The sequence below is a fragment of the Onishia taeanensis genome (assembly GCF_003268885.1).
GTDB classification, from domain to species: Bacteria; Pseudomonadota; Gammaproteobacteria; order Pseudomonadales; family Halomonadaceae; genus Onishia; species Onishia taeanensis_A.
In genome coordinates, this window is sequence record NZ_QLSX01000013.1 from 1,522 (window position 1) to 26,096 (window position 24,575).

At 63.5% G+C, this 24,575-nt stretch carries 26 protein-coding genes; 10 read left to right on the plus strand and 16 right to left on the minus strand.

Features of this window, described 5'->3' with window-relative positions; all coding sequences use genetic code 11:
• Positions 1 to 205: hypothetical protein (locus tag BCL93_RS17720; RefSeq protein ID WP_425339124.1), on the plus strand; the 205-nt coding region annotated here is incomplete at its 5' end.
• 77 nt (positions 206 to 282) lie between these two features.
• Here BCL93_RS17720 and BCL93_RS15240 read toward each other — a convergent pair.
• Entirely contained in the window at positions 283 to 1,206 is a 924-nt protein-coding gene (locus BCL93_RS15240; RefSeq protein ID WP_112056101.1) for a glycerophosphodiester phosphodiesterase, read from the minus strand.
• Positions 1,207 to 1,451: 245 nt separating this feature from the next.
• Here BCL93_RS15240 and BCL93_RS15245 point away from each other — a divergent pair, with 245 nt between their 5' ends.
• On the plus strand, positions 1,452 to 1,700 hold the full coding sequence (locus tag BCL93_RS15245; protein WP_112056102.1) for a hypothetical protein: 249 nt from the start codon (positions 1,452 to 1,454) through the stop codon (positions 1,698 to 1,700).
• Here BCL93_RS15245 and BCL93_RS15250 read toward each other — a convergent pair whose 3' ends face one another.
• The 4 genes from BCL93_RS15250 to BCL93_RS15265 all read right to left on the minus strand — a co-directional run bounded on the left by BCL93_RS15250 (position 1,701) and on the right by BCL93_RS15265 (position 5,952).
• Complete coding sequence (locus BCL93_RS15250; protein ID WP_112056103.1) at positions 1,701 to 2,447, minus strand: dienelactone hydrolase family protein; 747 nt, start codon at positions 2,445 to 2,447, stop codon at positions 1,701 to 1,703.
• A 113-nt stretch (positions 2,448 to 2,560) separates the two neighbouring features.
• On the minus strand, positions 2,561 to 2,872 hold the full coding sequence (locus BCL93_RS15255; protein WP_112056104.1) for a hypothetical protein: 312 nt from the start codon (positions 2,870 to 2,872) through the stop codon (positions 2,561 to 2,563).
• 394 nt (positions 2,873 to 3,266) lie between these two features.
• Positions 3,267 to 5,096 (minus strand): translational GTPase TypA, encoded by a 1,830-nt coding sequence (typA, locus tag BCL93_RS15260; protein ID WP_112056105.1) that lies wholly within the window; start codon positions 5,094 to 5,096, stop codon positions 3,267 to 3,269.
• 316 nt (positions 5,097 to 5,412) lie between these two features.
• Positions 5,413 to 5,952: a hypothetical protein gene (locus tag BCL93_RS15265; protein WP_112056106.1), complete on the minus strand. Its 540-nt coding sequence runs from the start codon at positions 5,950 to 5,952 to the stop codon at positions 5,413 to 5,415.
• Positions 5,953 to 6,592: 640 nt separating this feature from the next.
• Between BCL93_RS15265 and glnA the strand changes: the two genes are divergently transcribed.
• On the plus strand, positions 6,593 to 7,999 hold the full coding sequence (gene glnA, locus BCL93_RS15270) for a glutamate--ammonia ligase (protein WP_112056107.1): 1,407 nt from the start codon (positions 6,593 to 6,595) through the stop codon (positions 7,997 to 7,999).
• Here glnA and BCL93_RS15275 read toward each other — a convergent pair.
• Positions 7,996 to 8,346, minus strand: coding sequence for a hypothetical protein (locus BCL93_RS15275; protein ID WP_112056108.1), 351 nt, complete (start codon positions 8,344 to 8,346; stop codon positions 7,996 to 7,998). The genes glnA and BCL93_RS15275 overlap by 4 nt on opposite strands.
• Here BCL93_RS15275 and BCL93_RS15280 point away from each other — a divergent pair.
• From BCL93_RS15280 to BCL93_RS15300, 5 genes are all read left to right on the plus strand, one after another.
• A complete protein-coding gene (locus BCL93_RS15280) occupies positions 8,321 to 8,914 on the plus strand; it encodes a DUF4124 domain-containing protein (RefSeq protein ID WP_258396614.1) in 594 nt (197 codons plus the stop codon). The genes BCL93_RS15275 and BCL93_RS15280 overlap by 26 nt on opposite strands.
• 206 nt (positions 8,915 to 9,120) lie before the next feature.
• Positions 9,121 to 10,185, plus strand: a complete 1,065-nt coding sequence (gene glnL, locus BCL93_RS15285) for a nitrogen regulation protein NR(II) (protein WP_112056110.1) — start codon at positions 9,121 to 9,123, stop codon at positions 10,183 to 10,185.
• 52 nt (positions 10,186 to 10,237) lie between these two features.
• A complete protein-coding gene (gene glnG, locus BCL93_RS15290) occupies positions 10,238 to 11,647 on the plus strand; it encodes a nitrogen regulation protein NR(I) (protein ID WP_112056111.1) in 1,410 nt (469 codons plus the stop codon).
• A 107-nt stretch (positions 11,648 to 11,754) separates the two neighbouring features.
• Positions 11,755 to 11,835, plus strand: a complete 81-nt coding sequence (locus tag BCL93_RS17725) for a hypothetical protein (RefSeq protein ID WP_425339125.1) — start codon at positions 11,755 to 11,757, stop codon at positions 11,833 to 11,835.
• A 79-nt stretch (positions 11,836 to 11,914) separates the two neighbouring features.
• Entirely contained in the window at positions 11,915 to 13,252 is a 1,338-nt protein-coding gene (locus BCL93_RS15300) for a deoxyguanosinetriphosphate triphosphohydrolase (protein ID WP_112056112.1), read from the plus strand.
• Positions 13,253 to 13,283: 31 nt separating this feature from the next.
• Here BCL93_RS15300 and BCL93_RS15305 read toward each other — a convergent pair whose 3' ends face one another.
• Positions 13,284 to 14,114: an ATP-grasp domain-containing protein gene (locus tag BCL93_RS15305; RefSeq protein WP_112056113.1), complete on the minus strand. Its 831-nt coding sequence runs from the start codon at positions 14,112 to 14,114 to the stop codon at positions 13,284 to 13,286.
• Between the two features lie 229 nt (positions 14,115 to 14,343).
• Between BCL93_RS15305 and BCL93_RS15310 the strand changes: the two genes are divergently transcribed.
• Positions 14,344 to 15,270 carry a ribonuclease T2 family protein gene (locus BCL93_RS15310; RefSeq protein ID WP_258396615.1) on the plus strand — a complete coding sequence of 309 codons (927 nt, stop codon included), beginning with the start codon at positions 14,344 to 14,346 and terminating at the stop codon, positions 15,268 to 15,270.
• A 106-nt stretch (positions 15,271 to 15,376) separates the two neighbouring features.
• Here BCL93_RS15310 and BCL93_RS15315 read toward each other — a convergent pair whose 3' ends face one another.
• Positions 15,377 to 16,288, minus strand: a complete 912-nt coding sequence (locus BCL93_RS15315; RefSeq protein WP_112056114.1) for a nuclease-related domain-containing protein — start codon at positions 16,286 to 16,288, stop codon at positions 15,377 to 15,379.
• Positions 16,289 to 16,462: 174 nt separating this feature from the next.
• Here BCL93_RS15315 and BCL93_RS15320 point away from each other — a divergent pair, with 174 nt between their 5' ends.
• Entirely contained in the window at positions 16,463 to 17,347 is an 885-nt protein-coding gene (locus tag BCL93_RS15320; protein WP_112056115.1) for an NAD-dependent protein deacetylase, read from the plus strand.
• Between the two features lie 16 nt (positions 17,348 to 17,363).
• On the opposite strand, the gene BCL93_RS15325 is transcribed toward BCL93_RS15320, so the two are convergent.
• The 8 genes from BCL93_RS15325 to BCL93_RS15360 all read right to left on the minus strand — a co-directional run bounded on the left by BCL93_RS15325 (position 17,364) and on the right by BCL93_RS15360 (position 24,554).
• Complete coding sequence (locus BCL93_RS15325) at positions 17,364 to 17,738, minus strand: translation initiation factor Sui1 (protein WP_112056116.1); 375 nt, start codon at positions 17,736 to 17,738, stop codon at positions 17,364 to 17,366.
• Between the two features lie 192 nt (positions 17,739 to 17,930).
• Positions 17,931 to 18,614: an HAD family hydrolase gene (locus tag BCL93_RS15330; RefSeq protein WP_112056117.1), complete on the minus strand. Its 684-nt coding sequence runs from the start codon at positions 18,612 to 18,614 to the stop codon at positions 17,931 to 17,933.
• A 319-nt stretch (positions 18,615 to 18,933) separates the two neighbouring features.
• A complete protein-coding gene (locus BCL93_RS15335) occupies positions 18,934 to 19,602 on the minus strand; it encodes an HAD family hydrolase (protein ID WP_112056118.1) in 669 nt (222 codons plus the stop codon).
• A 70-nt stretch (positions 19,603 to 19,672) separates the two neighbouring features.
• The gene (locus tag BCL93_RS15340) at positions 19,673 to 20,980 is read right to left on the minus strand and encodes a TRAP transporter large permease (RefSeq protein WP_112056119.1); all 1,308 of its coding nucleotides are present in this window, start codon (positions 20,978 to 20,980) and stop codon (positions 19,673 to 19,675) included.
• A complete protein-coding gene (locus BCL93_RS15345; RefSeq protein WP_112056120.1) occupies positions 20,977 to 21,588 on the minus strand; it encodes a TRAP transporter small permease in 612 nt (203 codons plus the stop codon). The genes BCL93_RS15340 and BCL93_RS15345 overlap by 4 nt, the downstream gene beginning before the upstream one ends.
• A 58-nt stretch (positions 21,589 to 21,646) precedes the next feature.
• Positions 21,647 to 22,657, minus strand: a complete 1,011-nt coding sequence (locus BCL93_RS15350; protein ID WP_112056121.1) for a TRAP transporter substrate-binding protein — start codon at positions 22,655 to 22,657, stop codon at positions 21,647 to 21,649.
• A 100-nt stretch (positions 22,658 to 22,757) separates the two neighbouring features.
• On the minus strand, positions 22,758 to 23,846 hold the full coding sequence (locus BCL93_RS15355) for a LacI family DNA-binding transcriptional regulator (RefSeq protein WP_112056122.1): 1,089 nt from the start codon (positions 23,844 to 23,846) through the stop codon (positions 22,758 to 22,760).
• 195 nt (positions 23,847 to 24,041) lie between these two features.
• Positions 24,042 to 24,554: a GGDEF domain-containing protein gene (locus BCL93_RS15360; protein ID WP_112056123.1), complete on the minus strand. Its 513-nt coding sequence runs from the start codon at positions 24,552 to 24,554 to the stop codon at positions 24,042 to 24,044.
• Positions 24,555 to 24,575 lie beyond the last annotated feature (21 nt).

Consider the following 24,575-nt stretch of genomic DNA (forward strand, 5'->3'; position numbering starts at 1 on the left):
GTTCGCTGCCGCCCAGGCAGCTCAGAAACGGACAACTCGGGCGGCACGCTCCCCGGTGGCGTTCGCTGCCGCCCAGGCAGCTCAGAAAAGGCAAAAGAAAGCCCGCACTGGGCGGGCAAGGTTCGCTGCCGCCCAGGCAGCTCAGAAAATCTCGAGCAGCTCCACCGGGTTGATGCCGGTGTTCGCTGCCGCCCAGGCAGCTTAGGTATCCATGCAAAGGCCGGCCCGGGAGACAGCTCCCGGGCCGGCCTTATGCGTGCGAGCGCGAGATTGGGTGCGGGTTCAGTCCACGATGGCGTTCAGGCGGTCGGGGAAGTTGGTGAACATGCCGTCGACGCCCCAGTCGATCAGCCGCTGCATGTCTGCCGGTTCGTTGATGGTATAGGGATGCACCAGCAGGCCGTTGGCGTGGGCTTGGTCGACGAAGCTGGCATCGATAACGTCCTGGCCTTCGTAGGTGACGTTGGGGCCGATGCCGACGGCGTAGTCGGCGATGGCCTGAAAGTCGGCGTCGGTGATCTCAGCGGGGGCCGGGGTCACGCCGGTCCATTCGACGAGGCCGTCGCTGTCTTCAGTGGTGGAATACCACACCAGCTGCACCAGCGGGATGTCAGGGTTGAGCGCATGGATCTGCTGCAGGCTGTCCTGGCTGAACGATTGGATGATCACGGAGCCGGCGTCCACGAGGCCTTCTGCTTCAAGCGTCTCGACCAGGGCGCGCTGCAGTTCGGGGTAGCGTTCGGGCGACTTGGTCTCGATGTAGTAGCGCACGTCGTCGCCGTAGCGGTCGATCACTTCGTCCAGGGTCAGCAGCTGGGCGCCGGCGTAGGCGTCATCGGCGCGCTCGGGGTGAGCCTGGTTGAACCAGGAGCCGGCATCCAGGGCCTTGAGCGCTTCAAGGGTGTGATCCTTTACGTTGCCTTCGCCGTTGGTGGTGCGATCCAGGGTGTCGTCATGAATCACCATCAGCCGGTTGTCGGCGCTCATGTGAAGGTCCAGCTCGAGGTAGTCAGCTCCCATGTCGCGGGCTTTGTCGTAGGCGGGCCAGGTGTGCTCCGGGGCGTAACCGCTTGCCCCGCGGTGGGCGATGATCTGGAAGCCCTGAAGGTCGGTGAGCTGTTGTTCGAGCGCGTCGGCCTGGGCGGCGAGCGGGGTGATGCCAAGTGCGAGGATGGCGGCGAGCGGTAGACGAGGAAGGTGTTTCATGAGGACCCTTTTATTGAATGTTCGTGCAATAACCTAGCGCTCCTGCGGCGCATTGGCAACGTCAGGCTCGGCCAGGCAAGAAGGTCTGCCTGCCGATGCACGGCGACACGCCGAGCGTAGGCGATGATTGAGTAGCGTTTAAAAGAAGGGCCGGTGAGGGCTGATGACGTTGACAGAATCCGTAGGGATGCCTAGATTGCAAATGACAATCGTTATCATTTGTTGGTCCTATCAAGGAGAGCGTCATGCCCTATCAGATCGATACCCGTCTCAAGGGAGCCAACCCTAGCCTGCAGATTCGTGATTCAAGCTCTGGCTCTGTGCGCCTGGCCTGGGAATACCCGCGTCGCGCCTCGTCTGATGGTGAAGACGAGGAATTGTTGGCGCTCAAGCGCGAGGAAGCGATCCATGAGCTGTTCCGTCGCCTGTTTCTGCTGACCACGGAGCAGTACTTGAAAGGGGAAGCAGGCGATGGCGAAGGCACGCGGATGTGATTAGGGCGCCGGCGTGCCCAGGGTCTCCTCGAGCAGGTCCTTGAAGGCGGCCCAGGAGTGCTGGTCGGCGCGGGCGTCATAGCGGTCGCTGCCCAGCACGGTGAAGGCATGCGGGGCGCCGGAGTAGATCTGGATCTCGTAGGTGGCGTTGGTGGCTTCAAGCTCCTGGGATAGGGCGGCGACCTGGTCCATGCCGATCGACTCGTCGGCGCCGCCATGAGCCACCAGCAGTGGCGGCATGTCGGCGGGATAAGCTTGGCCTTCGGGGGTGGCGAGGCCGCCATGGAAGGTGGCGTAGCCCTTGATGTGCTCGGCGAGGCCGGAGCGAGCCAGCTCGAGGACCACGGCGCCGCCGAAGCAGTAGCCCATCACCACGGTGTCGGTGGCGCCCAGTCGCTGCGCCTGGGCGAGTGCCGCCAGGGTGCGCTCGCGCATGGCCTCGCGGTCTTCGTAGAGCTTGGCGGTCTCGGCCTTCTTGGCGTCGGTATCCACCGGGCGGTTGCCGGCGCCGTAGAGGTCGGCGGCGAAGGCGTCATAGCCCTGCGCGGCCAGCATATCGGCGCGGCGGATCTCGTAGTCGGTCAGCCCATCCCAGTCGTGAATGATCAGCACGCCGCCCTTGGGCTCGCCCTGGGCGGCGGCGTGGTAGCCCTGATAGGGCTGGCCGTTGATTTCGTAGTCGACGGCCTGACCGGCCAGCGCCGGGGCGGCAGCGACACTCAGCAGCAGCGAATAAAGGGCTTTCATGGCGAACCTCCGGGGCGGAGCAGCGACATCGCTGCTCACGGCAGTCAGGACGATCTGGTCAATACGAGCTTGGCCAATACGAGCCTGATCATTATGCGCTTAGCCAAGCTGGGCTAGTCGTCGTCATCGGGTAGCGTTGACTCGATGGCGCGCATGGCGTCGGGCAGGCGCACCGTGTCGCCGATGATGAGTTTGCCGTGGGCCTGCTTGCGCTCGCCGGTGCGCGGGTTGGTCAGGGCGACCACTTCGCCGATGCTGGTGTCGCCGTCGACGAAGGCCTCGACCCGCACGCGGGCAGTGATGCCATGGTAGTGGCCGGTGATGATGCTGCCCGGGTGCGGCTCGACGTACTCGTCTTGGGTATTGGCGTAGAAGGCGAGCACGCTGTACTTGCCGGGGTCATCCCATTCCACGTGCTTGTGCATCTTGGCGCTCCTTATCGGGCAATGAACTCGGGGTTATTAACTCTTGGACATCAACTCGTGGATATCAACTCTTTGTCATTAACTCAGGGCCATGAGTTCAGGGAATGAATCTGCTGCAACGTGCCGTCTGGCGTATGGGCGTTTCGCCTGGTCGGACGCTCTTCTTGGATAGTACTTATCTTAGTGCTTAGCTTACCCCCTAGATTAGCACTTAGCTTACCCCCTGGATTAGCCCGTAGATTAGTACTTAGCTTAGTACGTAGCTCAGCCCTTAGATGAGTCATTTTTGCGACCAACGAAAAAGCCCACCGCAGGCGGTGGGCTTTGTTGATCATGGCGCGGGGCGCCATGACCTTCAAGGGCGACGGCGCTCCGAAGAGCGCCGGGGCGTAAGTTAGCCCTTCTTGGCGCGCTTGCGCTCGTTTTCCTTGAGGTGCTTCTTGCGCAGGCGAATGTGGTTCGGGGTGATTTCGACCAGCTCGTCGCTGTCGAGGAACTCGATGGCCTGCTCGAGGGTGAAGCGAATCGGCGGCGTCAGCACGAGGTTCTCGTCGTTGCCCGAGGCGCGCATGTTGTCGAGCTTCTTGGCCTTGGTCGGGTTGACCACCATGTCGTCGGCGCGGTTGTTGATGCCGATCAGCATGCCTTCGTAGACCTCGGTGCCGTGCTCGACGATCAGCTTGCCGCGATCCTGCAGGGCGAAGAGGGCGTAGGCCAGGGCCTTGCCGGGGACCATGGAGACCAGCACGCCGTTGCGACGCTCGATGGAGGCATCGGGCTTGAGCTCGCCGTAGTGATCGAAGCGGCTGGTGAGGATGCCGGTACCGGAGGTCAGGGTCAGGAACTGACCGCGGAAGCCGATCAGGCCACGTGCCGGGATGATGAAGTCCAGGCGCACACGACCCTTGCCGTCCGGGTTCATGTTGGTCATCTCGCCCTTGCGATAGCCGAGCTCTTCCATGATGGAGCCCTGATGCTCCTCTTCACAGTCGATGATGACTTCTTCGTAGGGCTCCTTCTTGACGCCGTCGATCTCGCGGATGATCACTTCGGGGCGGCCCACGGCCAGCTCGAAGCCTTCACGACGCATGCTTTCGATCAGCACCGAGAGGTGCAGCTCGCCACGGCCGGAGACCTTGAACTTCTCGGGGGTTTCGCCCTGCTCGACGCGCAGCGCGACGTTGTGGATCAGTTCCTGCTCGAGGCGATCCTTGATGTTACGGCTGGTGACGTACTTGCCGTCGCGGCCGGCCATCGGCGAGTCGTTGACCTGGAAGGTCATGGACACGGTCGGCTCGTCGACGGACAGCGCCGGCAGTGCTTCGACGTTGGCCGGATCACAGATGGTGTCGGAGATCGCCAGGGCGTCGATGCCGGTGATGCAGACGATGTCGCCGGCGGTGGCCTTCTCGGTCTGCACGCGCTCGAGGCCCATGTGGGTCATCACCTGGCCGATCTTGCCCTTGCGGGTGCTGCCTTCCTTGGTGATGACGCTGACCTGCTGGCCGGGGCTGATGGCGCCGCGCTTGATGCGGCCAAGGCCGATGACGCCGACGTAGCTGTTGTAGTCCAGCGCGGAAATCTGCATCTGCAGCGGGCCGTCGAGTTCGACCTTGGGCGGCTCGACGATATCGACGATGGCGCGGAACATCGGCGTCATGTCGTCGGCGAGGGTTTCCGGCTCTTCACCGGCGACGCCGTTCAGGGCCGAGCAGTAGATGATCGGGAAGTCGAGCTGCTCGTCGCTGGCGCCGAGGTTGTCGAACAGATCGAAAATCTGGTCGATGACCCAGTCCGGACGTGCGCCGGGGCGGTCGATCTTGTTGACCACGACGATCGGCTTGAGGCCCTGGTCGAAGGCTTTCTGGGTCACGAAGCGGGTCTGGGGCATCGGGCCATCGACCGCATCGACCATCAGCAGCACGGAATCGACCATCGACATCACGCGCTCGACCTCACCACCGAAGTCGGCGTGTCCCGGCGTGTCGACGATGTTGATGTGGTAGTCGGTGTCGGCGGTGGTGTCGTGCCAACGGATCGCGGTGTTCTTGGCCAGGATGGTGATGCCGCGTTCTTTCTCCTGGTCATTGGAGTCCATGATCCGCTCTTGGCCTTCGGCCTTGCGGTCGAGGGTGCCGGACTGACTGAGGAGCTTGTCGACCAGGGTCGTCTTGCCGTGGTCAACGTGGGCGATGATGGCGATGTTGCGAAGATTCTCGATCACGAAGGGATCCTGCTGCGAAAATTGGGCGACATTATAGTATCCGGGCCGGTGCCCCTACCAGCGCTGTGCGCGAATTCTCGCCGCGGTCAGCACCAAGTCCTTGATACCCAGCGCTTGAATCCTTGGCCTGGATGCCTTGAATCAGGGCGACATCCGGCATAGGCGGACCCGATCGGCGTTGGCCGCACGACACGAAGGACGTGATTGACACGTGGAGAGGGACCAGGCGGGGATCAGAACGGGCGCGAGGGTGATCCGGGGATACTCTCTTGAACTCGTCTTTAACTCGTTGCGTTGCTCATTGAGGAACGCGGAATTATAGCGATATTTCCATGATACGCGCATGACAAGCGCGCAGACGCTCCACCAGGTCTTCGTGAGCGGTGTCGTCGAGGCCGGTATCGAAGCCTCCGATGCGCTCGAACCACTGGCGGGCGATGCACAGGGTACCGGGTGGGGTGGCGACATGCCACAGCCGCCGCAGGGTCGTTATCAGTGCGGGGGCGTGGGGCTGGAAGGTCATGGCATCCCATTGCTGATGCTCTAGCAGGTTGTCGACCTGGCTGAGCCAGCTGCTGCGTAGCCGTCCGTGGGGAGAAAGAAAGACCAGGATGTCGGCAGAGGTGATGCGGGCGATGGCGTTGCCACGGGCGCCGAAGGTGGCGTGATCGCAGACGGTGAAACGGGCGCCGAAGCGTCGGCTCAGCGTCGCCAGGCGTGCGTTCTCGGCGGTGCCGATGACCTGGATGTCGACCCGCGCCGGATGCCGGCGCACGGCTTCGTTGAGGGTGGCCAGGCAGCGTGGCAGTTGAGCGCCCATGAGCCTGGAATCAACGATAATGCTATAGGCCTTCATCTGCGGTGACGCTCCTGCGTGGATTTGGGCAACGCGCTCATGGGGGCGTATCGCGGTGTGGGATGTCACCGGCTCCAGGCATTTCGGGCAACGAAGGCGCCAGGCTGCACCTTTGTTGTGTAATAAAGTGTAGCTTTGAGTTTCATAAGGTAGCAATACTATCTTTAGCTGATATGACCGGGGTCCGAGGGCTTGGTTCGACTCATTCAAACTGGTGGGACGGCTCAACGTGGCACGCGGCGTCACGGGTGTGATGTTTTGGTGCATGCCCGGTTAATTGTGTTCAATTTTGGTGCATCGAGTGCGCCAGCAAGACGAGAGACGCGTCCAAAAAGGCGAATAATGGGGTCTTTTCGTTGGTGGAGATCAGGAAAAAATCATTTTTAATCAGCCGGTTATTCCTTTCCTTTGTCCGCTGTGCGCCATTTTGGCACGTCCCCTGCATTATACTTTCCAGTGACATTTTTCAGTGACATGACACCTTTCATGTCCTGTACCGGCGACCATGGGCCTCGGGCCTTTGGCATGGTACAAACGATTCGGTCCCGTTTTGCTATAGCGGCGGGCCCGAGGCACGTAATGACCTCGCCGGGCACGCACGCCAACCACAAGAGCCATCGCTCATCCTCTGGAGGACACTATGTCTGAGAAGACCCTCGCACTGATTGAAGAACACGACATCAAGTGGGTAGACCTGCGCTTCACCGATACCATCGGTAAAGAGCAGCATGTCACCATTCCGGCGCACTCCGTGGACGAGGAATTCTTCGACAACGGCCAGATGTTCGATGGTTCTTCCATCTCTGGCTGGAAGGGCATCAACGAGTCCGACATGATCCTGCGCCCGGAAGACGGCAGCGCCTACCTGGACCCGTTCACCGAAGACGCCACCCTGGTGCTGCGCTGCGATATCATCGAGCCGGCCACCATGCAGGGCTACGAGCGTGATCCGCGCTCCATCGCCAAGCGCGCCGAGGCGTACCTGCAGTCCACCGGCCTTGGCGATACCGCCTTCTTCGGGCCGGAACCCGAGTTCTTCATCTTCGACGAAGTGCACTGGAAGTCCGATATCCAGGGCTCCATGTACAAGATCACCTCCGAAGAAGGTGCCTGGGCCACCGACAGCGTCGTCGAAGGCGGCAACCTGGGTCACCGTCCGCGCGTCAAGGGCGGCTACTTCCCGGTCCCGCCGGTGGATAGCTTCCACGACATGCGCGGCGCCATGTGTAACACCCTGGAAGCCATCGGCCAGAGCGTCGAAGTGCACCACCACGAGGTGTCCAACGCCGGCCAGAACGAGATCGGGGTCAAGTTCAACACCCTGGTCAAGAAGGCCGACGAAGTGCAGTCCATGAAGTACGTGATCCACAACGTGGCTCACGCCTATGGCAAGACGGCCACCTTCATGCCCAAGCCGCTGGTCGGTGACAACGGTTCCGGCATGCACGTCCACCAGTCCTTCTGGAAAGACGGCGTCAACCAGTTTGCCGGTGACGAGTACGCGGGCCTGTCCGAAATGGCGCTCTACTACATCGGCGGCATCATCAAGCACGCTCGTGCCCTGAACGCCTTCACCAACGCTTCTACCAACTCCTACAAGCGTCTGGTGCCGGGCTTCGAAGCGCCGGTGATGCTGGCCTACTCGGCGCGTAACCGCTCCGCGTCCATCCGCATTCCCTACACCGCAAGCCCGAAGGGCAAGCGCATCGAGGCCCGCTTCCCGGACCCGACCGCCAACCCTTACCTGTGCTTCTCGGCGATGCTGATGGCCGGTCTCGATGGCATCAAGAACAAGATCCATCCTGGCGATGCCATGGACAAGAACCTCTATGACCTGCCGCCGGAAGAGGGCAAGGCCATTCCCACCGTCGCCGAGAGCCTGGACCAGGCCCTGGACGCGCTGGACGCCGATCGTGCCTTCCTGACCGAAGGTGGCGTCTTCACCGACGATATGATCGATGCCTACATCGAGCTCAAGGAAGAAGACGTTGAGCGTCTGCGTATGACCACGCATCCGGTCGAGTTCGACATGTACTATAGCTGCTAAGAACAGCTGCTGATTGCCGCCGCCGGCTCAATGGCCGGTGAGCTGGTTAGTCGCCCAAGGGGGCCGCTCACGCGGCCCCCTTTTTTGGTTACACTCGGCGTAGCCAGTAGCCAGTAGCCAGTAGCCAGTAGCCAGTAGCCAGTAGCCAGTAGCCAGTAGCCAGTAGCCAGTAGCCAGCCGTCGACCCAGGGAGAGCAAGTGATGCTAAGCGTCAGGAGAGTCGCCACGGGCGCCATGTCGGCGGTCTGGCCGGAGAAGGGGCCGTTGAGAATGCTGCCGTTGAGGATGCGGTCGAGAGTGATGTCGCTGGGAGTCGCGTCCTTGCTACTCGCCCTGGTGCCCGTCATCGCGTCGTCGGCCACGGTATACCGCCACGTCGACGAGCAGGGCAACGTCAGTTACTCCGACCGTCCGGATAGCGGCGAGGCGGTGACGCTTTCCCCGCTGACCGTGGTGCCGGCGACCCCCGATGCGTCTTCGTCGTCACTCAGTAGTAGCCCGCGAAGTAGCGCACGCAATAGCAACAGCCAGCCGGCGGCACCTCCCTTCCTGCCCTATTCGACCTTTCGCATCGCGTCCCCCAAGAATGAGCAGACGCTGCCGACGGGCTATGCCGGCAATGTCCAGGTCGAGCTGTCGATCGAGCCTGAGCTGCGTGACGATCATCGGGTGCGCCTGTTGGTCGATGGCCAGATCAGCCAGTCGGCGATGCACTCGCCGGTGTTCATGGTGACCGGCCTTGAACGCGGCGAGCACCAACTGGTAGCCGAACTGCTGGATGCCGATGGCCGGGTGCGCCATCGCAGTGAGCCGGTAACGCTCTTCGTGCAGCGCGCCAGCGTCAACCTGCCCCGCAATCCGAATAACCCCAGCAATTCCGGCAATGCTGGCGGCTCAAATAGCGCGGCGCCATAATCGGCGCCACGCTTCTTGATTCCCCTCTGCTTCCTCGCCGCAGCAGTCGCTTATGGTGAGGCCTGCGGCGACAGTGGGCATGGTTTTGCACTAACATGGTGCAGTCAATGATGACTCTTGTTTCTCTATGGCTGTAATGGCGGCCTTGTGCAGGCTGGCGCGGTTCTTGCACAGCTATAGGGAATGCTGACCGAGCGAAGTGCACCATGTACCAACGTCTGCTGGAGCATCTGAGTGCGGCCGTCCTGTTGCTGGACGGCGGTCTCCGGGTGCGTTGGATGAATCCTGCCGCTGAGGCACTGCTGGCCGTCAGCCTCAAAAGGGTTCATGGCACCTGCCTTGAGCCTCTGGAAGGTATCGACGGCGCCATTTCCGGCGTGCTTTGCAAGGCCCGCGATGAGCTGCACCCGTTCACCCAGCGTGAGGCGGTGCTGACCACCGGCAGCGGCGAGGTGGTAACCGCCGACTTCACGGTGACGCCGCTATCGAAAGAGGAGCTGCTGCTCGAGATCGAGCCTCGCGACCGCCTGATGCGCATCTCCCGCGAGGAGGCGCTGATCGCCCGTCAGCAGACCATCAAGACCCTGACTCGCGGGCTGGCCCACGAGATCAAGAATCCGCTCGGTGGGATTCGCGGCGCGGCACAGCTGCTGGAGCGCGACCTGCCGGACCCGTCGCTTAAGGAGTTCACTCGCGTCATCGTCGAGGAGGCGGATCGGCTGCGTGACCTGGTCGACCGCATGCTTGGCCCCAACCAGCCGGCCCATGATGCGCTCTTCAACATCCACAAGGTGCTCGAGAGAGTGCGTTCGCTGATCACCGCCGAACATCCGCAAGTGCGGCTGGTGCGGAACTATGACCCCAGCCTGCCGGAGCTGCAGGGCGACGAGGCGCGGATGATCCAGGCGGTGCTCAACATTGCCCGCAACGCGGTCGAGGCCATGGGTGATGCCGGTACCAAGGCCCCGAGGCTGACGCTGCGCACCCGCGCTCGGCGCCAGTTCACTCTCGGTACCGAGCGCCATCGGCTGGTCTGCGAGGTGGCGATCATCGACAACGGCCCGGGCATTCCCAAGTCGCTGCGCGAGACCCTGTTCTTCCCGATGGTGTCCGGTCGCGCCGAGGGCAGCGGTCTGGGGCTGTCGATCGCCCAATCCATCCTGCACAAGCACCAAGGGCTGATCGAATGCGACAGCGAGCCGGGTGCCACCGAATTCCGGTTACTGGTGCCGCTGGATGCGCCGCCGCAACGCAAGGAAGCCCGAACATGATGGGCACTAACGTATTTCTCACTGCTTACGCCCTGACCCCGCTGGAGGCATCATGACCGAACCCGCGCGTATCGTTATCGTCGACGACGACCGTGCCATCCGTTGGGTACTGGAGCGCTCCCTGGCGCAGCCGGACCTTTCGGTCGAAAGCTTCGAGCGCGCCGATGCGGCGCTGGCCAGCCTCGAGGCATCGCCGCCCGATGTGCTGGTCACCGATATTCGCATGCCGGGGCTGGATGGCCTCGAGCTGATGGCGCGGGTCCGCGAACGACATCCGGATATGCCGGTGATCGTGATGACCGCTCACTCGGATCTCGACAGCGCCGTGGCGTCCTATCAGGGCGGTGCCTTCGAGTACCTGCCGAAGCCCTTTGACGTCGACGAGGCGCTGGCGCTGGTGCGCCGCGCCGTGGCTCACGCCCGCGAGCGCCAGCGGCCGGCCGAGGCGCCAGAGGGCCTGAGCGCCGAGATCATCGGCGAGGCGCCGGCGATGCAGGAAGTGTTCCGCGCCATCGGCCGGCTCTCGCACTCGAACATCACCGTGCTGATCAACGGCGAGTCCGGTACCGGCAAGGAACGTGTCGCCCAGGCGCTGCACCAGCACAGCCCGCGGGCCGGCAAGCCCTTTATCGCTCTGAACATGGCGGCAATTCCCAAGGACCTGATGGAGTCCGAGCTGTTCGGCCACGAGAAGGGCGCCTTCACCGGCGCCGCCGCTCAGCGCCGGGGCCGCTTCGAGCAGGCCGACGGCGGCACGCTGTTCCTCGACGAGATCGGTGACATGCCGCCGGATACCCAGACCCGGCTGCTGCGGGTGCTGGCCGACGGTGAGTTTTACCGGGTCGGCGGGCATGTCTCGGTGAAGGCCGACGTGCGCATCATCGCCGCCACTCACCAGAACCTCGAGACCCTGGTCAGCGACGGGCGCTTTCGCGAGGACCTGTTCCACCGCCTCAACGTGATTCGCGTGCACCTGCCGACCCTCGCCGAGCGCCGCGAGGACATCCCGCGCCTGACGCAACACTTTCTCGCCGAGGCGGCCAAGGAGCTTTCCACCGAGGCCAAGGTGCTGACCCCGGAGGCCGAGGCGCACCTGACGCGACTGCCCTGGCCGGGCAACGTGCGCCAGCTTGAGAACACCTGCCGCTGGCTGACCGTGATGGCCTCCGGGCGCGAGGTGCTGATCGACGACCTGCCGCCCGAGCTTCGCACAACCGAGGGCACCGAAGTGGCCGCCGGCGACTGGCGTAGCGCGTTTCGCGAGTGGGCCGACCGCGCGCTGGCTGCCGGGCAGACGCATCTGCTCGAAGAAGCGGTGCCGGATTTCGAGCGCATCCTCATCGAGACCGCGCTAAAGCACACCGGAGGGCGTAAGGGTGAGGCCGCCGAGCTGCTCGGCTGGGGGCGCAATACCCTGACCCGGAAACTGAAGGTGCTGCTGCCGGCGCTGGCCGACGACTGAGGGCAGAAGGCGGTGCCGCTTGCCAAGGTTCACGAGCGCATCCTCATCGAGACCGCGCTAAAGCACACCGGGGGGGCGCTCTCCACAAGATCGGTGAAGCCGCCGAGCTGCTCGGCTGGGGGCGCAATACCCTGACCCGGAAACTGAAGGTGCTGCTGCCGGCGCTGGCCGACGACGGAGGGCAGTGAACGCCTTGCGTGCCGTGGTCGGCACTGGCCGGGTGGCGAGGGGGGTGCCAGAATGGAGGCCCTGACCTGAGGAGGCGTCATGACGCTGATGCACTGGGAACGCCTGCTGGACCCCCACCGGCTTAACGACAAGCCTCGCGCATCCCGCGAGGAACTGGGCCGTAGCCCGTTCCACAAGGACCATGACCGGATCGTCTTCTCCGGCTCCTTCCGGCGCCTGGGGCGCAAGACGCAGGTGCATCCGCTCACCGACAACGACCATATCCACACCCGCCTGACCCACTCGATGGAGGTTGGTTGCGTGGGCCGTAGCCTTGGCATGATCGTTGGCGAAGGGTTGCGTGAGCGGCTGCCCGACTGGATTACCCCCGCCGACCTGGGGGTGATCGTGCAGGCGGCGTGCCTGGGGCACGACATCGGCAACCCGCCCTTTGGCCATGCCGGCGAATATGCGATACGCGACTGGTTCAAGCGCGCCGAGGCCGATGGCCTTGGCTATCTCGAGGAGCTAACGCCGCTTCAGCGCCGCGACCTGCTGACCTACGAGGGCAATGCACAGGGCTTTCGCATCGTCACCCAGATCGAGTACAACCAGTTCAACGGCGGCATGCGCCTGACCGGGGCGACGCTTGGCACCCTGCTCAAGTACCCCTGGACGGTGGAGCACGGCGGCGGGGCCGGTAAGTTCGGCTGCTACCAGTCCGAGCGCGAACATCTCGCCGAGGTGGCTCAGCGGCTCGGCCTCAAGCAGCGCGACGACTGGGCCTGGTGTCGCCATCCGCTGGCCTATCTGGTCGAAGCGGCCGACGACATCTGCTATGCGCTGCTGGATCTCGAGGATGGGCTGGAGATGGGGATTCTGCGCTTCGATGAGGTCGCCGATATCCTGATCCAGATCGCCGGCGGCGAACCGGAGGACTATCACGCCATGAGCGAGCAGGGTGTGTCTCAGCGTCGCCGCATCGCCGCGCTGCGTGGCGCGGCCATGGAGCGGGCGGTGAATGATGTCGGTGCGGTCTTCGTCCAGCATGAGCAGGAAATGCTGGCAGGAGCCCTCAGCGATGATCTGCTGGAACTCTGCCACCCGGATCTCGGCTGGGGTGTCAGCGCCGCCAAGCAGCTGGCCCGTGAGCGCATCTTTCAGAACGAGCGCAAGGCCAAGCTGGAGATCGGCGCCTACACGACTCTCGGTATCCTGCTCGAGGCCTTTATCGGCGCCGCCCATGAGCTACACACCACCGGGCATTCGACCTTCAAGCACCAGCGGGTGCTGGCGCTGATCGGCGAGAATACCCCGCGGCCGTCCTGGAGCCTCTACGACAGCTACCGGCGCATGCTCGATTTCATCGGCGGCATGACCGATCACTATGCGGTGGACCTGGCCCAGGAAATGGGCGGCCGTTTGAAAGCCGACTGATCGTGGCGCCGGACGCCTCGGCAGGCGCGCCTCAGGCAGTCATCTTGAGCGGCGGTGCGCCGTCCGGATCGCGTTCCGGGTCCAGTTCTGGATCCAGGTCATTGCCAATCCCCAGCACGCGCTGGATGGCAAGGCCGATGCGCTTGCTGCTGTCGGCGATTCCCTGGTTACCGAACAGGCGGTTGAACTCGAACACATAGGGATGGCCGTCGACCATGGCGATGTCGAAGCCGGCATGGTCGATATCGAGTTCCCGGGCCAGGCGCAGCGCCAGAGCAGTGGCCGCTTCGGGGATGTCATCATGCTCGACGCGACCGCCCTGGCTGACGTTGGCGCGATAGCCGCCGAGCGGTGTGACCCGCCAATAGGCAGTGAGCACCTCGCCGCCGACCACCACGATGCGCAGGTCACGATCGACCGGCAGTCGCTGTTGGGCGTAGAGCACCGGCTCGTCCTCGATATGCGCCTCCAGCGCCTCGCGGCAGTCGATCAGGCTGACGCCGTCACCCATCGAGCTCTTGATACGCTTGGCGATGAAGGGATAACCGAAGCGTGCCTCGACCAGGTCCAGCGAGGCACGCGACGTGCCGAGGATCTCGGTAGGTGGGACATGCTCCGGGCAAATCGCCATGAAGGCGCGCGTCTGTTCGACCTTGTTGTGCCCCAGGTGATAGCTGGCCAGGCTCGGGAAGATGCGCGCCTTGAGCCCATAGACCAGGGTATGCACCTGCCAATAGGCCGGGAACAGCAGCCAGTCGGCCGCCTGGATCTCGTCGAGATGATCGTACATACGCTCGGGCTTGATGTAGCGAACGCCGGCCAGGCCCAGGGTGCGAAAGACGTCGAACGTGATTATCTTCATGAGGTAAGTTTCGTTAACTCCTGTGAACGGCGCGGATTATTGTCCGAGCGATCTGAGTCTGGCAAGCATTATCGATCATTGTTTGATAACTCCTTGAGACGCTTGTTAATCCCGTTAACGCTTTACCCCTGTACCCTTTGACTGAGCTTTAGCGGAGCGAGCTAACTCGGAATTCGCTAACGCCAAGCCAGTTACCCTTGAGCCAGTGACCCTTGGAATAGGAGCGAGCATGCCTAGATGCCTGAGTTGGCCCGTTCAGCGTAGCGGGCCGACACGCTCCGCGCTGCCTGGCCTGTCGTTGAGATTGTCGTTGAGTCTGTCGCTGAGCATGCTGTTGAGCCTGTCGCTCGGCCTGTTAATAGCCCTGGCCATGAGCGGGCCGGCGATGGCCCGTTCAGACGCTTCGACAGTCGAGCCTTTCGAGCCTTCCGCGCTTTCTTCCCTTGCTACGCTTTCCGGTACGCCCGGCGGCTCGGACTTCGCCCACTACACCCTGGCGCTGACCTGGCATCCCGGTTTCTGTAGCACCCGCCGCCAGCCGCCCCGGGAGTGTCGTGACGCCTCGCTTTCCCGAGGCGCGGCGGATGGCTTCGTGCTTCATGGCCTGTGGCCCTCGCTGCCGGCGCGCTTTGCCGCGGATGGTGTGGTACACGAACAGTGGTGGCGCCAGGGCTGCTTCATCGAGTCGTCGCGCGCAAGCGGCAGTTTCTGCCGTGCCCATCCGCCTTTTCATCTGCCAAAGGCGCTGGATCAATCACTGGATCGCGCCATGCCGGGGCGGGCGAGCTGTCTGGATCGCTATCAGTACGCCAAGCACGCGGCCTGCCTGGCGCTGCCGGTCGATGACTACTTCGCCGCCGCCGTGGCCTTGCGTGAGACGGTCAATGCCAGTGTCTTTGGGGACTTCGTCAATCAGCATCGTGGCGGTGAGGTCGCGCGTAACGCGCTGATCACTGTCTTTGAAGCCGCCTTTGGCGAGGGCACGGGGCGGGCACTGCGGCTCGAGTGCGGGGGGCGCGGCAACCGAGTGCTCACCGAGATTCGCATCGGCATTGCCGCCGAGCGCCTGGCGGCCTTTCCCGCCGCGGACAGCTTGGTATCGCTGGGGCGGGGACGGTGTGCGACCCGGGTGCGCGTGATGGCCGGTGACCAGTAGCGGCTTGGGTCGTCATTTAAAGGCCGGCGGCAAGAGCTATCGCGAAGAGCCGGGAGCGAGAGCCCTGGAGCAAGAGCCCTGGAGTGAGAGGCCTTGAGCGAGAATCCTAGAGCGAGGGCCCGGCAAGATGCGCGGGCAGCAGGTGAGTGCCCCGGCGCATCAGCGCCTGGTTGATGCGCTCATGAAGCTCATCGGGCAGCGGCGCGAGCCGGGTCTCGGTGATCAGGGTGGCGAGCCGGTCGCCGTCGACTACCTGGATATCCGCCGGGGCGCCGCTGGTGTCGATGTCCCAGCCTGGCAGGGCGAGGATGCCGGCCACCGGCACCTCGGTATCGCATTCACGGCTCAGCCAGTGGCGCAGCCAGGCCGCGGCCTGGCGGGTCTTGCGCAATGGCTGGCGCTCGCTCCAGCCGGGGAAGCGCAGCCGAGTGCCCTCTACCGCGACCTGCGTCTGCGGCACGCCGCGTGCGTTCAGTGGCTGAGTGCGGGCGCGGGTCTCGACCACGAAGACGCCATGGGGCGTGACCGCCACGTGGTCGATGGTGTAGGTATCGGCGGGGATATCGTGGAAGATAAAGAAAGGATGGGTCTCGGGGCGAATCAGGCGTTGCAGTTCTTGGCCCACCGCCAGTTCGCAGGCGAGCCCCAGCTTGAGGCGGCGAATGCGCTGAAAATCACTGATCAGGCGCAGACAGCAGATCAGCACCAGGGCCGTGCTGAGCCCGCCGTAAAGCGACCATTCGAGCCAGTTCTGGCGGTCGGCGAAGAGCATTCGCCCCATGCCGTAGACCATCGGTGCGAGCACCACGATCGGGCCCAGGGCGCCGTCCAGGAATAGGCCCGCGAAGGCGTGGTCGAGTCGGTCGCGCAGCGCCTGGCCGGGGCCTCGCAGCGGATGGGCATCGAAGGGCGAGCTCACTCGGGCGTCGTGCAGATTGCGCAGCGCCACCACGCTCACTGCCATGGCCGCGAGCGGGAAAAGGAAGATCAGCGGTAGCAGGTATTCCAGCCAGGCCATCGAGGCCTCCTTGCCCGAAAGGATGCGAGAGATTCATTCTAGAGGGCCGCGGTAGTCGAGACTATGGCCCAGGCCTTAGACAGGCCATCAATCGTCGCGATCAATCATCCGCAGCGACTTGCGAACAGTATCGATCGATCAACCGAAGCGTTCTATCAACCCTAGAGAGAGACCATGCTCCCGTCATCTCCTACGTACTCAAGGGGCCATGATGTCATCGCCGGTCAAGTGGATGTCGCGGCGCTAGCGGCCTTCGTGCGAGCCCACCCGCGGTTGGTGGTGCTGACCGGCGCCGGCGTCAGCACCGAGAGCGGCATTCCCGACTACCGTGACGCCGCCGGTGACTGGAAGCGTCCGCCGCCCATGCAGCACCAGCGCTTCATGCAGAGCCACGCCTCCCGTCAGCGCTACTGGGCGCGGGCCCTGATCGGCTTCCGTGCGCTCAGCGATGCGCGTCCGGGGCCGGCGCATCATGCCCTGGCCCGGCTCGAGGCCCTGGGCCATGTGCATACCCTGATCACTCAGAACGTCGATGGCCTGCATCAGCGCGCCGGTAACCGGCGAGTCATCGACCTGCATGGCCGGGCCGAGCTGGTGCGCTGCATGAGCTGTCAGGCGCTGCGCATGCGTCACGATCTGCATGCCGAGCTCAAGGCCCATAACCCTCACTGGCTCGAGCTCGACGCCGCGGCGGGGCCGGATGGCGATGCCGATCTGGAGGTCGACTTCTCGGACTTCCGGGTGCCATCCTGCGGTCGCTGCGGCCAAGGCGTGCTCAAGCCGGACGTGGTGTTCTTCGGTGACAGCGTGCCGACTTCCCGCGTCGAGACGGCACTGGCTGCCGTGAGTGACGCCGATGCGTTGCTGGTGATCGGTTCGTCGCTGATGGTCTACTCGGGCTATCGCTTTGCCCGGGCGGCGGCTCAGCAGGGTACGCCGATCGCCTGTCTCAACCTCGGCCGTACCCGGGCGGATGAGCTGTTTGCCCTCAAGCTCGAACAGCCGATCGGCGCCACGCTTGCCGCGCTGGTCGCGGCTCTCGAGGCGTCGCCAGCCTAGCCTGTGCCTGAAGTGCCTAGCCGCCGGCCAGCTTGACCTTGTACCCCTGCGCTTCCAGGGCGTCCTTGAGCGCATCTCGCTGGTCGCCCTGGATCTCGATGATCCCGTCCTTGACGGCGCCACCGGTGCCGCAGCGTTTCTTGAGGGTCTTGGCCAGAGCCTTCAGCTCGGCCTCTGGAAGCGGCACGCCGTCGATAGTGGTCACGCCCTTGCCCTTGCGACCGCTGGTCTCGCGGCGGATGCGCACGATGCCATCCAGGCCGGCGAGGCGCTCGCGTTCGGCCAATGCTTGGCACTCGCAGTCGTTGATCGGCTGTCGGCAGTCGGGGCAGGTCTCACCATGCTCGGTGGAATAGACGAGGCCGCGCAGTTGATCGTGCAGGGAAGCCATGTCGCGCTCCTGACGGTGAAGAATGTATGCCGCCATGATAGCGCAGCATCGGGCACGACTCATGGGGTGGCTTATCCACACCCCCTTTTCTACACCCCCCTTTTCCGCAGCCACTTACCCACAGCCCTTTGCGAGCATCGAAGGCTATGGGCAGTTGGTGAAGCGTGATGAGGTAAAGGAGAGGTGCAGGCGTCAGAGTGACAGGCTGGCGACCGCCTCATGAGCCAGATGGGCGATCACGGTGGGCAGCTGGTGCATGTTGCTGATCTGGATCGCGCCTTCCGGCGTGGTCTCCACGTCCGGGAAGCGGTTCAGGTGAATCACCTGCATGCCGGCGGCCAGGGCTGCCTTGACGCCGACGATGGCATCGTCGATGGCGATGCACTCGCGTGCCTCATAGCCCATCAGGGAGGCGGCATGCAGGTACAGGCAGGGGTCGGGTTTCCAGCATTGAACGGTATAGCCGCTGATCAGCCGGTCGCCAAAGTAGTCGCTCAGGCCGGTCGTCTTGAGGCCGGTGCGAATCTTGGACTCCGGCCCGTTGGAGACCACTGCTCTGGGGTAGCCGGCCAGCGCGTCCAGCGCCTCGCGAACGCCGGGCAAGGGGGTGAGCTCGCTGGCCAGCCTTTCGGCCAGGCGTGCGCGCATGCCGCTTTCGCCGAGACGGAGAGCGTCGGGGTCGATGGCGCCGTGGCGGCGCTGCAGTTCGGCAACGATATTCATGAAGCGGGCGCCGCGGAACTCACCCATGTAGTCACTGGATGCGAAGGGCAGGCCAAGCGCCGTCAAGCTGTACGCCATCTCGGCGGCCAGCAGGGGTTCGCTGTCGACCAAGGTGCCATCGCAATCGAACAGCAGGCATCGCGGAATTGTCATCGCCGATCCTCTGAGGCAAGACAGGGGGACATCATACCAATGTTACAACTATCGGCACGTCTCGCCGGAGATTGAATAGCGGCGTGCCGGGCCATATCGGCAGTATAGCCAATTTTTGAACAGTGTTCTTTAATTCGTGACTTTAAGATAGCCTCGCCGCGAGCACGGTGGTTTAGTCACTATATTAGTTTATGCCATACCACTTGGATCGCTGGGCGTCGCCGTGGCATAGAGGGGAGACGCGTGCCCTTTGGGGGCCACGACACGCTGCCGATATCACTCGGCAGCGTTCATGGGACAGGGGGAGGCCTCGGAACGGTCAGGCGCTTTGACGGGACAGGGTGTCGATCACGGCAGGCAACTCGCGGGCATGGTGAATCGCGTGGGCGCCCGCGGGAGTGCTTTCCTGGTCGGCAAAATGGTTGAGGTGCACGACCTGCATGCCGGCGGCGAGCCCGGCTTCAATGCCCACCGCGGCGTCGTCGATGACCACGCAGCGCTCGGGCGGATAACCCATGGCCTCGGCGGCCTTGAGGTAGAGCGCCGGGTCGGGCTTCCAAACGCCCAGGGTATAGGCGCTGAACAAGTTGTTGTCGAAGTGGTGTGCTATCTCGGTGCTTTGCATGGCGCAGCGGATCTTGGCCTCGGGGCCGTTGGAGACGACGGCCTTGGGATGCGCGGAAAGCGCTTCCAGCGCGAGTGGCATGCCGTCGATCGCCAGAAGCTCGTTTTGCATGCGCGTCGCCATGCGCTCCCGCATGGCGGCTTCCATCGCCGCTAGTTGCGTCTCGCCGAGTGCACCAAAGCGCGTCTCGAGCTCCTGGACGATCGACAGGAAGCGCACGCCACGAAATTCGTCCATGTACTGACGGGCGGTAAAGGGCAGGCCGAACGGGGTGAGAATTTCGGCCATGACCTCGGCGAGCAGAATCTCGCTATCGACCAGGGTGCCGTCGGAGTCGAAGAGCAGGCATAGGCGGTTTGGCATGGGAACCTCTCGGCAGAAACATGAATGGGCCCCCTGCGCGAGGGCCCATGGCCTGAATGACGGCGTTAAATCACACGAAGTCAGGCGCGACCAGGCGCGGAATGGCCAGCACCAGGTCAGGATAAACGATCAACAGCACGATGACGGCCAGCATCACCGTCAGGTAGAGCATCGTGGTGGCCAGTGCTTTCAGCAACGGAATGCCACCGATCTTGGCCGAGATCATCAGGCACAGGCCATAGGGCGGGGTGATCAATCCCAGGCCTAGCGCCATGACGCCGATGACCCCGAATTGTACGGGATGTACTCCGGCCTGCATGGCCAGTGGCTGAAAGATGGGCGCCATGATCGCCATGGCCGGCAGCGAGTCCATGAAGGTGCCGATCACCAGCATTACCCCCGTCATGATCAGCAGCAGCACGACCGGGTCGCTGATGCTAACGCCGGCCATCAGCTTGGGGGGGATTTGGTAGAAGCTGATCAGATAGCCGAAGATCGCCGCACCGACCAGGCTGAACAAGGACAGCGAGCATAGCCGCACGGTATCGGTAGAGGCGTTGAGCACCTGTCGCACGCTGAGCTCACGATAGACCACGAAGCCCAGCGCCAAGGCATATAGCACGGCGATGACGGCGGCTTCGGTAGGTGTGACCAGCCCAAGCGTGATGCCGCCGATGATCACTACCGGAATACCCGCCGCCAGCAGGCCATCCTTGCCGGAGCTCATTAGCTCGGACAGTGAGGCACGCTTTCTCACCGGTACCTGGTAACGGCGCACATAGCCCATGTTGAGCGCCAACTGGGTGACGCCGATCATCACGCCGGGCAGGATGCCACCAAGAAACAGCCCGGCGATCGAGGTGTTGGTCAGCGCGCCCCAGACGATCATGTTGATCGACGGCGGGATGATGATGCCCATCACGGACGAGGCGGCGGTGACCGCGACGGCGAAGTTGACCGGATACCCTTCGCGCTTCATGGCCGGAATCAGCACAGTGCCGACACCGGCGCTATCGGCAGTGGATGAGCCGGAAACGCCGGCAAACAGCATGCTGACGAGGACGTTGACGTGGGCAAGGGCACCCTTCAGGTGACCCACCAGACGCATGCAGAGGGTGATCAGGCGATCGGTGATGCGAGCCGCATTCATCAGGTTGCCGGCCAGCAGGAACAGCGGCACGGCCAGCAGCACGAAGGAGTCCATGCCGTTGTACATGCGCTGGAACATCACCCAGTAGGTTAGCCGCGGGTCGAGGGTGATGACGCCGACAGCAGTCAGCACCAGGGCCATGGCGATCGGCACACCGGCGATGATCAAGACGCCGAGCAGCCCGAACAGCAGCCACGGCAGCACGAAGATCCAGTCCATGGGGATCATGAAGCGCTCCTGTCAGGGTCGTTAAGGGCGGGGGCAAGCTCACCGAGCTCGGCGCCATGCGGATCAGCGGACTCGGAGATCGAGTCGATTTCGCTTGGCGTATTGAGGGCCGCCTCCATGCTCTCCATGCCTTCATGCAGGGCATGCAGCAGCCGCTGGGCGCTGAACAGTGAGATGAAGATGCCGCTGATAAGGAAGGCCGAATAAACATAGACCATTGATAGGCCAGAGGCGGTGGCGTGGCGTCTGAGGCCGGACAGCGCGAAATCCTTGCCGTAGACGATGAAAATGATCCCTACCGCCAGGCAGGCCAGATCCCGGATCCAGCGGGTGATCAGATCGGCCCGTGAACCACGAGGGAAGGCCTCCAGCACAAAGTGATCCGCGTGCAGCACGCCCACCGCAGTGCCCAGCATGATCATCCACTGGAAGGCAAAGCGGCTGAATTCTTCGGTCCAGTAAAGCCGTGGCAATAGCGGCAGGTTGCGGCTGACAATCTGGTAGATAATCAGCGCAATGAAACCGGTCAGCAGAGCCAGCAGAATCAGGTGTAGACCGCGCTCCAGGAGTCGGTTGAGGCGAGACAGGCCGTGAATCAGTGTCGGCATGACGCTGTCCTCGGTTGGAAAGTGAGGAAGGTGCCGGGGCTTGGCCCCGGCACAGGCGTTAACCGGCGTTAATGATCTTCTGGTGGAGCTCGGTCAGCCCCATGTCTTCTATCACCTTGGTGAGCGGCGCCTTGACGATTTCCTGCATGCGCTCGCGATCAAGCTCGTGGAGCGTCGCACCCTCTTCAACTAGCTGGTCCAGAGCCTCGGCGTCCTGCTCGAGCTGTACCCCACGGGCGTAGGTGGCGGATTCCTGCGCGGCCTTCATGACGGCCTGTTGTGCATCGGCGTCGAGGCGGTCCCAGGTCATTTCCGACATGGTCAGCAGGCGCACGGTGATATCGTGCTGCGAGAGCCCGATATGGGGCGCCACCTCATGAAAGCGCATGCGCTGGATCCATTCGGCTTCATTGAGCAGGCCGTCGATGGCGCCCAACTGAAGGCCGGTGTAGATCTCTTTCCAGGCCATCACGGTGGGCTCGGCGCCCAAGGCCGACCAGGCGGTGATCAGGGGCTTGGTGGGGTTGGTGCGCAGCTTCATGCCTTCCAGGTCATCGAGGCTCTCGAGCGGCCGAGTGCTGACGATCTGGCGTTTGCCGCCGCCGAAGAAGGCGAGCACCTTGACGCCAGTTTCGTCCTCGATCTTGTCGGCGATCTCGCGACCCACCGGGCCGTCGAGTACCGCCCGCCAGTGGTCGACGTCGCGATACATGAAGGGAATCGAGAAGACATTGGCGGTGGGCGAAAAGTCGGTAATCAACCCTGGGTTGATGATCGACATGTCCAGCGCCCCCGCCATCTGCTGTTCGAACATCTCGGTTTCATGGCCGAGCACGGAGTTGCCGAGGATCTGCACGCCGATCTCGCCATTGCTGTTCTCGCCGACTAGTTCCTGGAATTTCTCGGCCCCCAACTGATAGGCGGTGTCGTCGGTGCCGCCGTGTCCAAAGCGGAGGTCGAATGCCTGAGCGGCGCCCGCCATGGCCATTGCCGCTGCGAGCAAACCGCCGGTGAACAGGCCGCGCTTCATGGAGTGCTTTGTTTTTGGATCGATCCAGTTCCGGGTCATATTGCTACCTCGCTGAGAGTTCGTTGTTGTCGTTGCTGGTCGTGGTTATGTCGTGGTTAGACGCCGCCGGCAGTGATCGCAACCAGCGGTTGGGGGCTGCTCAGGCGATCGAGTCAGACGTGGTTGGCGATGCGGAAATCGTTGCCTGGGATGCGTTGCCGCAGGATTCGCGGACCTGAAGCCGCGGGGCCAACACGACCTGCTCGCGGGCCCCGTCGGGATCGGCGATGCGACGCAGCGCGAGGCGTGCGGCTTCTTCGCCGATGGCATAGGGATGGGTGGCGACACTGGTCAAGGCCGGGTCGCTGAGCGCGGCCTCCTCGACGTCATCGGTGCCGATTACCGCGCAGTCAACGCCGGGGGTCAGGCCCATTCGCTTGAGGCCGAGCATGGCACCGAAAGCCATCAAATCGTTGTGGCAGATCACCGCCGTGGGGCGGGGTGTTTCCTGCATCAGCGTTTCGATTAGCTCGAGGCCTGCACGACGCGTCACCTGTCCGCGCATTAGGCGCTGATAGGCGAGGTTGTGATGGGAGAGGGCCTCTGAATAGCCCTGCCAGCGCTCCTGGGTCGCCGAGTGTTGGGCATGGCCGCCGAGAAAGGCGATGCGGCGATGCCCCAGGCCGACCAGGTGGTCGACGGCCTGGTGTACGCCGCGGGCGAAGTCACTGCTGGTATAGTCGAAGGGCGGCTCGCCGATATGGCGCAGAACCTGCACACAAGGCAGCGACCAGTTGGCCAGGGTATCGATCAGCGAAGGAGGAGTGCCTTCGGCCGGACACAGCAGGATGCCGTCGACGCGATGCTCGCGCATGCGCTCAAGGAAGCGCTGCTGGCGTTCCGGGGAGTCCTCACTGTTGGCCAGGAAAGAGACGTAGCCCTCGCGATTCAGGGCCGCATCGATGCCTGCCACCATGGCGCCGAAGAAGGGGTTGGCGATGTCGTAGACCACCACGCCGAGCGTTGCAGTACGGCTGCCGCGCAGCGCGGCGGCACCGCGATTGTAGACATACCCCAGTTCCTTGATGGCGGCTTGAACCTTGAGGCGGGTGCGATCGGCGACCAGTGGGCTTTCGCGTAGCACCAGCGACACCGTCGAGCGCGACACCCCGGCATGTGCGGCGATATCTTGCAGCGTGACGCTGCTGGAATCGCGGCGGCTCGAGGGGTGGACGGTGTCTTGAACCATGCGGTGCTCCATCGGGGCTGAGATAGGTTGAATATGTTTTTTGGATTGATCCAAATCTAGAAGAGCCGCAGCCGATCACCAATTAACCTTTAGTCGTGGCAGATGCCATCGCGGTGACGGCTAGGGGCGTGGTGGCAGGCGACATCAGTGGCCGAGGGGGTAGCGGGAAGGCGCGCTGCGGCGCTGGCAGTTGGCTCAGCCACCGGTGGAGGCAGGGGCGTCGCCAGTGTAAAAGTCGCGCTGGCCCTCGGTGTTCATGTCGCGCCCGAAGCGCACGACACGATTGCGCCCGCCCCGCTTGGCGGCGTAGACGGCGAGGTCGGCATTGTGGATCAGCACATCGATGTCGTGTGGCTTGCCGTTCAGCGGGTTGTTGCTGGCCACCCCGACGCTGATGGTCAATTCGAGCTCGAGTACACCGGTTTCCGGCACATGCAGTGGCGTATTGGCGACCGTTCGGCGCAGGCGCTGGGCGACCTCTTTGGCCAGATCAAGCTCGGTTGAGGGAAGCAGCACCATGAACTCTTCGCCACCGTAGCGGGCGACCAGATCATCGCTGCGGGCGCATTGGCGCATTATCTCGGCCAGGTGGTCGATGGCGATATCGCCGATGCGATGCCCGTATGTGTCGTTGATGGCCTTGAAGCGGTCGATATCGATGAACAGCAGGCTCGCCGTCTGGCTACGATGGCGGGAGGCCGCCAGCAAATTCGTGCCCTCGGCGCGGGT

What these genes read in the sequence shown, in the direction of transcription:
- BCL93_RS15240 (WP_112056101.1), bottom strand. Translation starts at nt 1,206, where the DNA reads ATGAAACACCTTCCTCGTCTACCGCTCGCCGCCATCCTCGCACTTGGC.
- BCL93_RS15245 (WP_112056102.1), top strand. Translation starts at nt 1,452, where the DNA reads ATGCCCTATCAGATCGATACCCGTCTCAAGGGAGCCAACCCTAGCCTG.
- BCL93_RS15250 (WP_112056103.1), bottom strand. Translation starts at nt 2,447, where the DNA reads ATGAAAGCCCTTTATTCGCTGCTGCTGAGTGTCGCTGCCGCCCCGGCG.
- BCL93_RS15255 (WP_112056104.1), bottom strand. Translation starts at nt 2,872, where the DNA reads ATGCACAAGCACGTGGAATGGGATGACCCCGGCAAGTACAGCGTGCTC.
- BCL93_RS15265 (WP_112056106.1), bottom strand. Translation starts at nt 5,952, where the DNA reads ATGAAGGCCTATAGCATTATCGTTGATTCCAGGCTCATGGGCGCTCAA.
- glnA (WP_112056107.1), top strand. Translation starts at nt 6,593, where the DNA reads ATGTCTGAGAAGACCCTCGCACTGATTGAAGAACACGACATCAAGTGG.
- BCL93_RS15275 (WP_112056108.1), bottom strand. Translation starts at nt 8,346, where the DNA reads ATGACGGGCACCAGGGCGAGTAGCAAGGACGCGACTCCCAGCGACATC.
- glnL (WP_112056110.1), top strand. Translation starts at nt 9,121, where the DNA reads ATGTACCAACGTCTGCTGGAGCATCTGAGTGCGGCCGTCCTGTTGCTG.
- glnG (WP_112056111.1), top strand. Translation starts at nt 10,238, where the DNA reads ATGACCGAACCCGCGCGTATCGTTATCGTCGACGACGACCGTGCCATC.
- BCL93_RS15300 (WP_112056112.1), top strand. Translation starts at nt 11,915, where the DNA reads ATGACGCTGATGCACTGGGAACGCCTGCTGGACCCCCACCGGCTTAAC.
- BCL93_RS15305 (WP_112056113.1), bottom strand. Translation starts at nt 14,114, where the DNA reads ATGAAGATAATCACGTTCGACGTCTTTCGCACCCTGGGCCTGGCCGGC.
- BCL93_RS15310 (WP_258396615.1), top strand. Translation starts at nt 14,344, where the DNA reads ATGCCTAGATGCCTGAGTTGGCCCGTTCAGCGTAGCGGGCCGACACGC.
- BCL93_RS15315 (WP_112056114.1), bottom strand. Translation starts at nt 16,288, where the DNA reads ATGGCCTGGCTGGAATACCTGCTACCGCTGATCTTCCTTTTCCCGCTC.
- BCL93_RS15320 (WP_112056115.1), top strand. Translation starts at nt 16,463, where the DNA reads ATGCTCCCGTCATCTCCTACGTACTCAAGGGGCCATGATGTCATCGCC.
- BCL93_RS15325 (WP_112056116.1), bottom strand. Translation starts at nt 17,738, where the DNA reads ATGGCTTCCCTGCACGATCAACTGCGCGGCCTCGTCTATTCCACCGAG.
- BCL93_RS15330 (WP_112056117.1), bottom strand. Translation starts at nt 18,614, where the DNA reads ATGACAATTCCGCGATGCCTGCTGTTCGATTGCGATGGCACCTTGGTC.
- BCL93_RS15335 (WP_112056118.1), bottom strand. Translation starts at nt 19,602, where the DNA reads ATGCCAAACCGCCTATGCCTGCTCTTCGACTCCGACGGCACCCTGGTC.
- BCL93_RS15340 (WP_112056119.1), bottom strand. Translation starts at nt 20,980, where the DNA reads ATGATCCCCATGGACTGGATCTTCGTGCTGCCGTGGCTGCTGTTCGGG.
- BCL93_RS15345 (WP_112056120.1), bottom strand. Translation starts at nt 21,588, where the DNA reads ATGCCGACACTGATTCACGGCCTGTCTCGCCTCAACCGACTCCTGGAG.
- BCL93_RS15350 (WP_112056121.1), bottom strand. Translation starts at nt 22,657, where the DNA reads ATGACCCGGAACTGGATCGATCCAAAAACAAAGCACTCCATGAAGCGC.
- BCL93_RS15355 (WP_112056122.1), bottom strand. Translation starts at nt 23,846, where the DNA reads ATGGTTCAAGACACCGTCCACCCCTCGAGCCGCCGCGATTCCAGCAGC.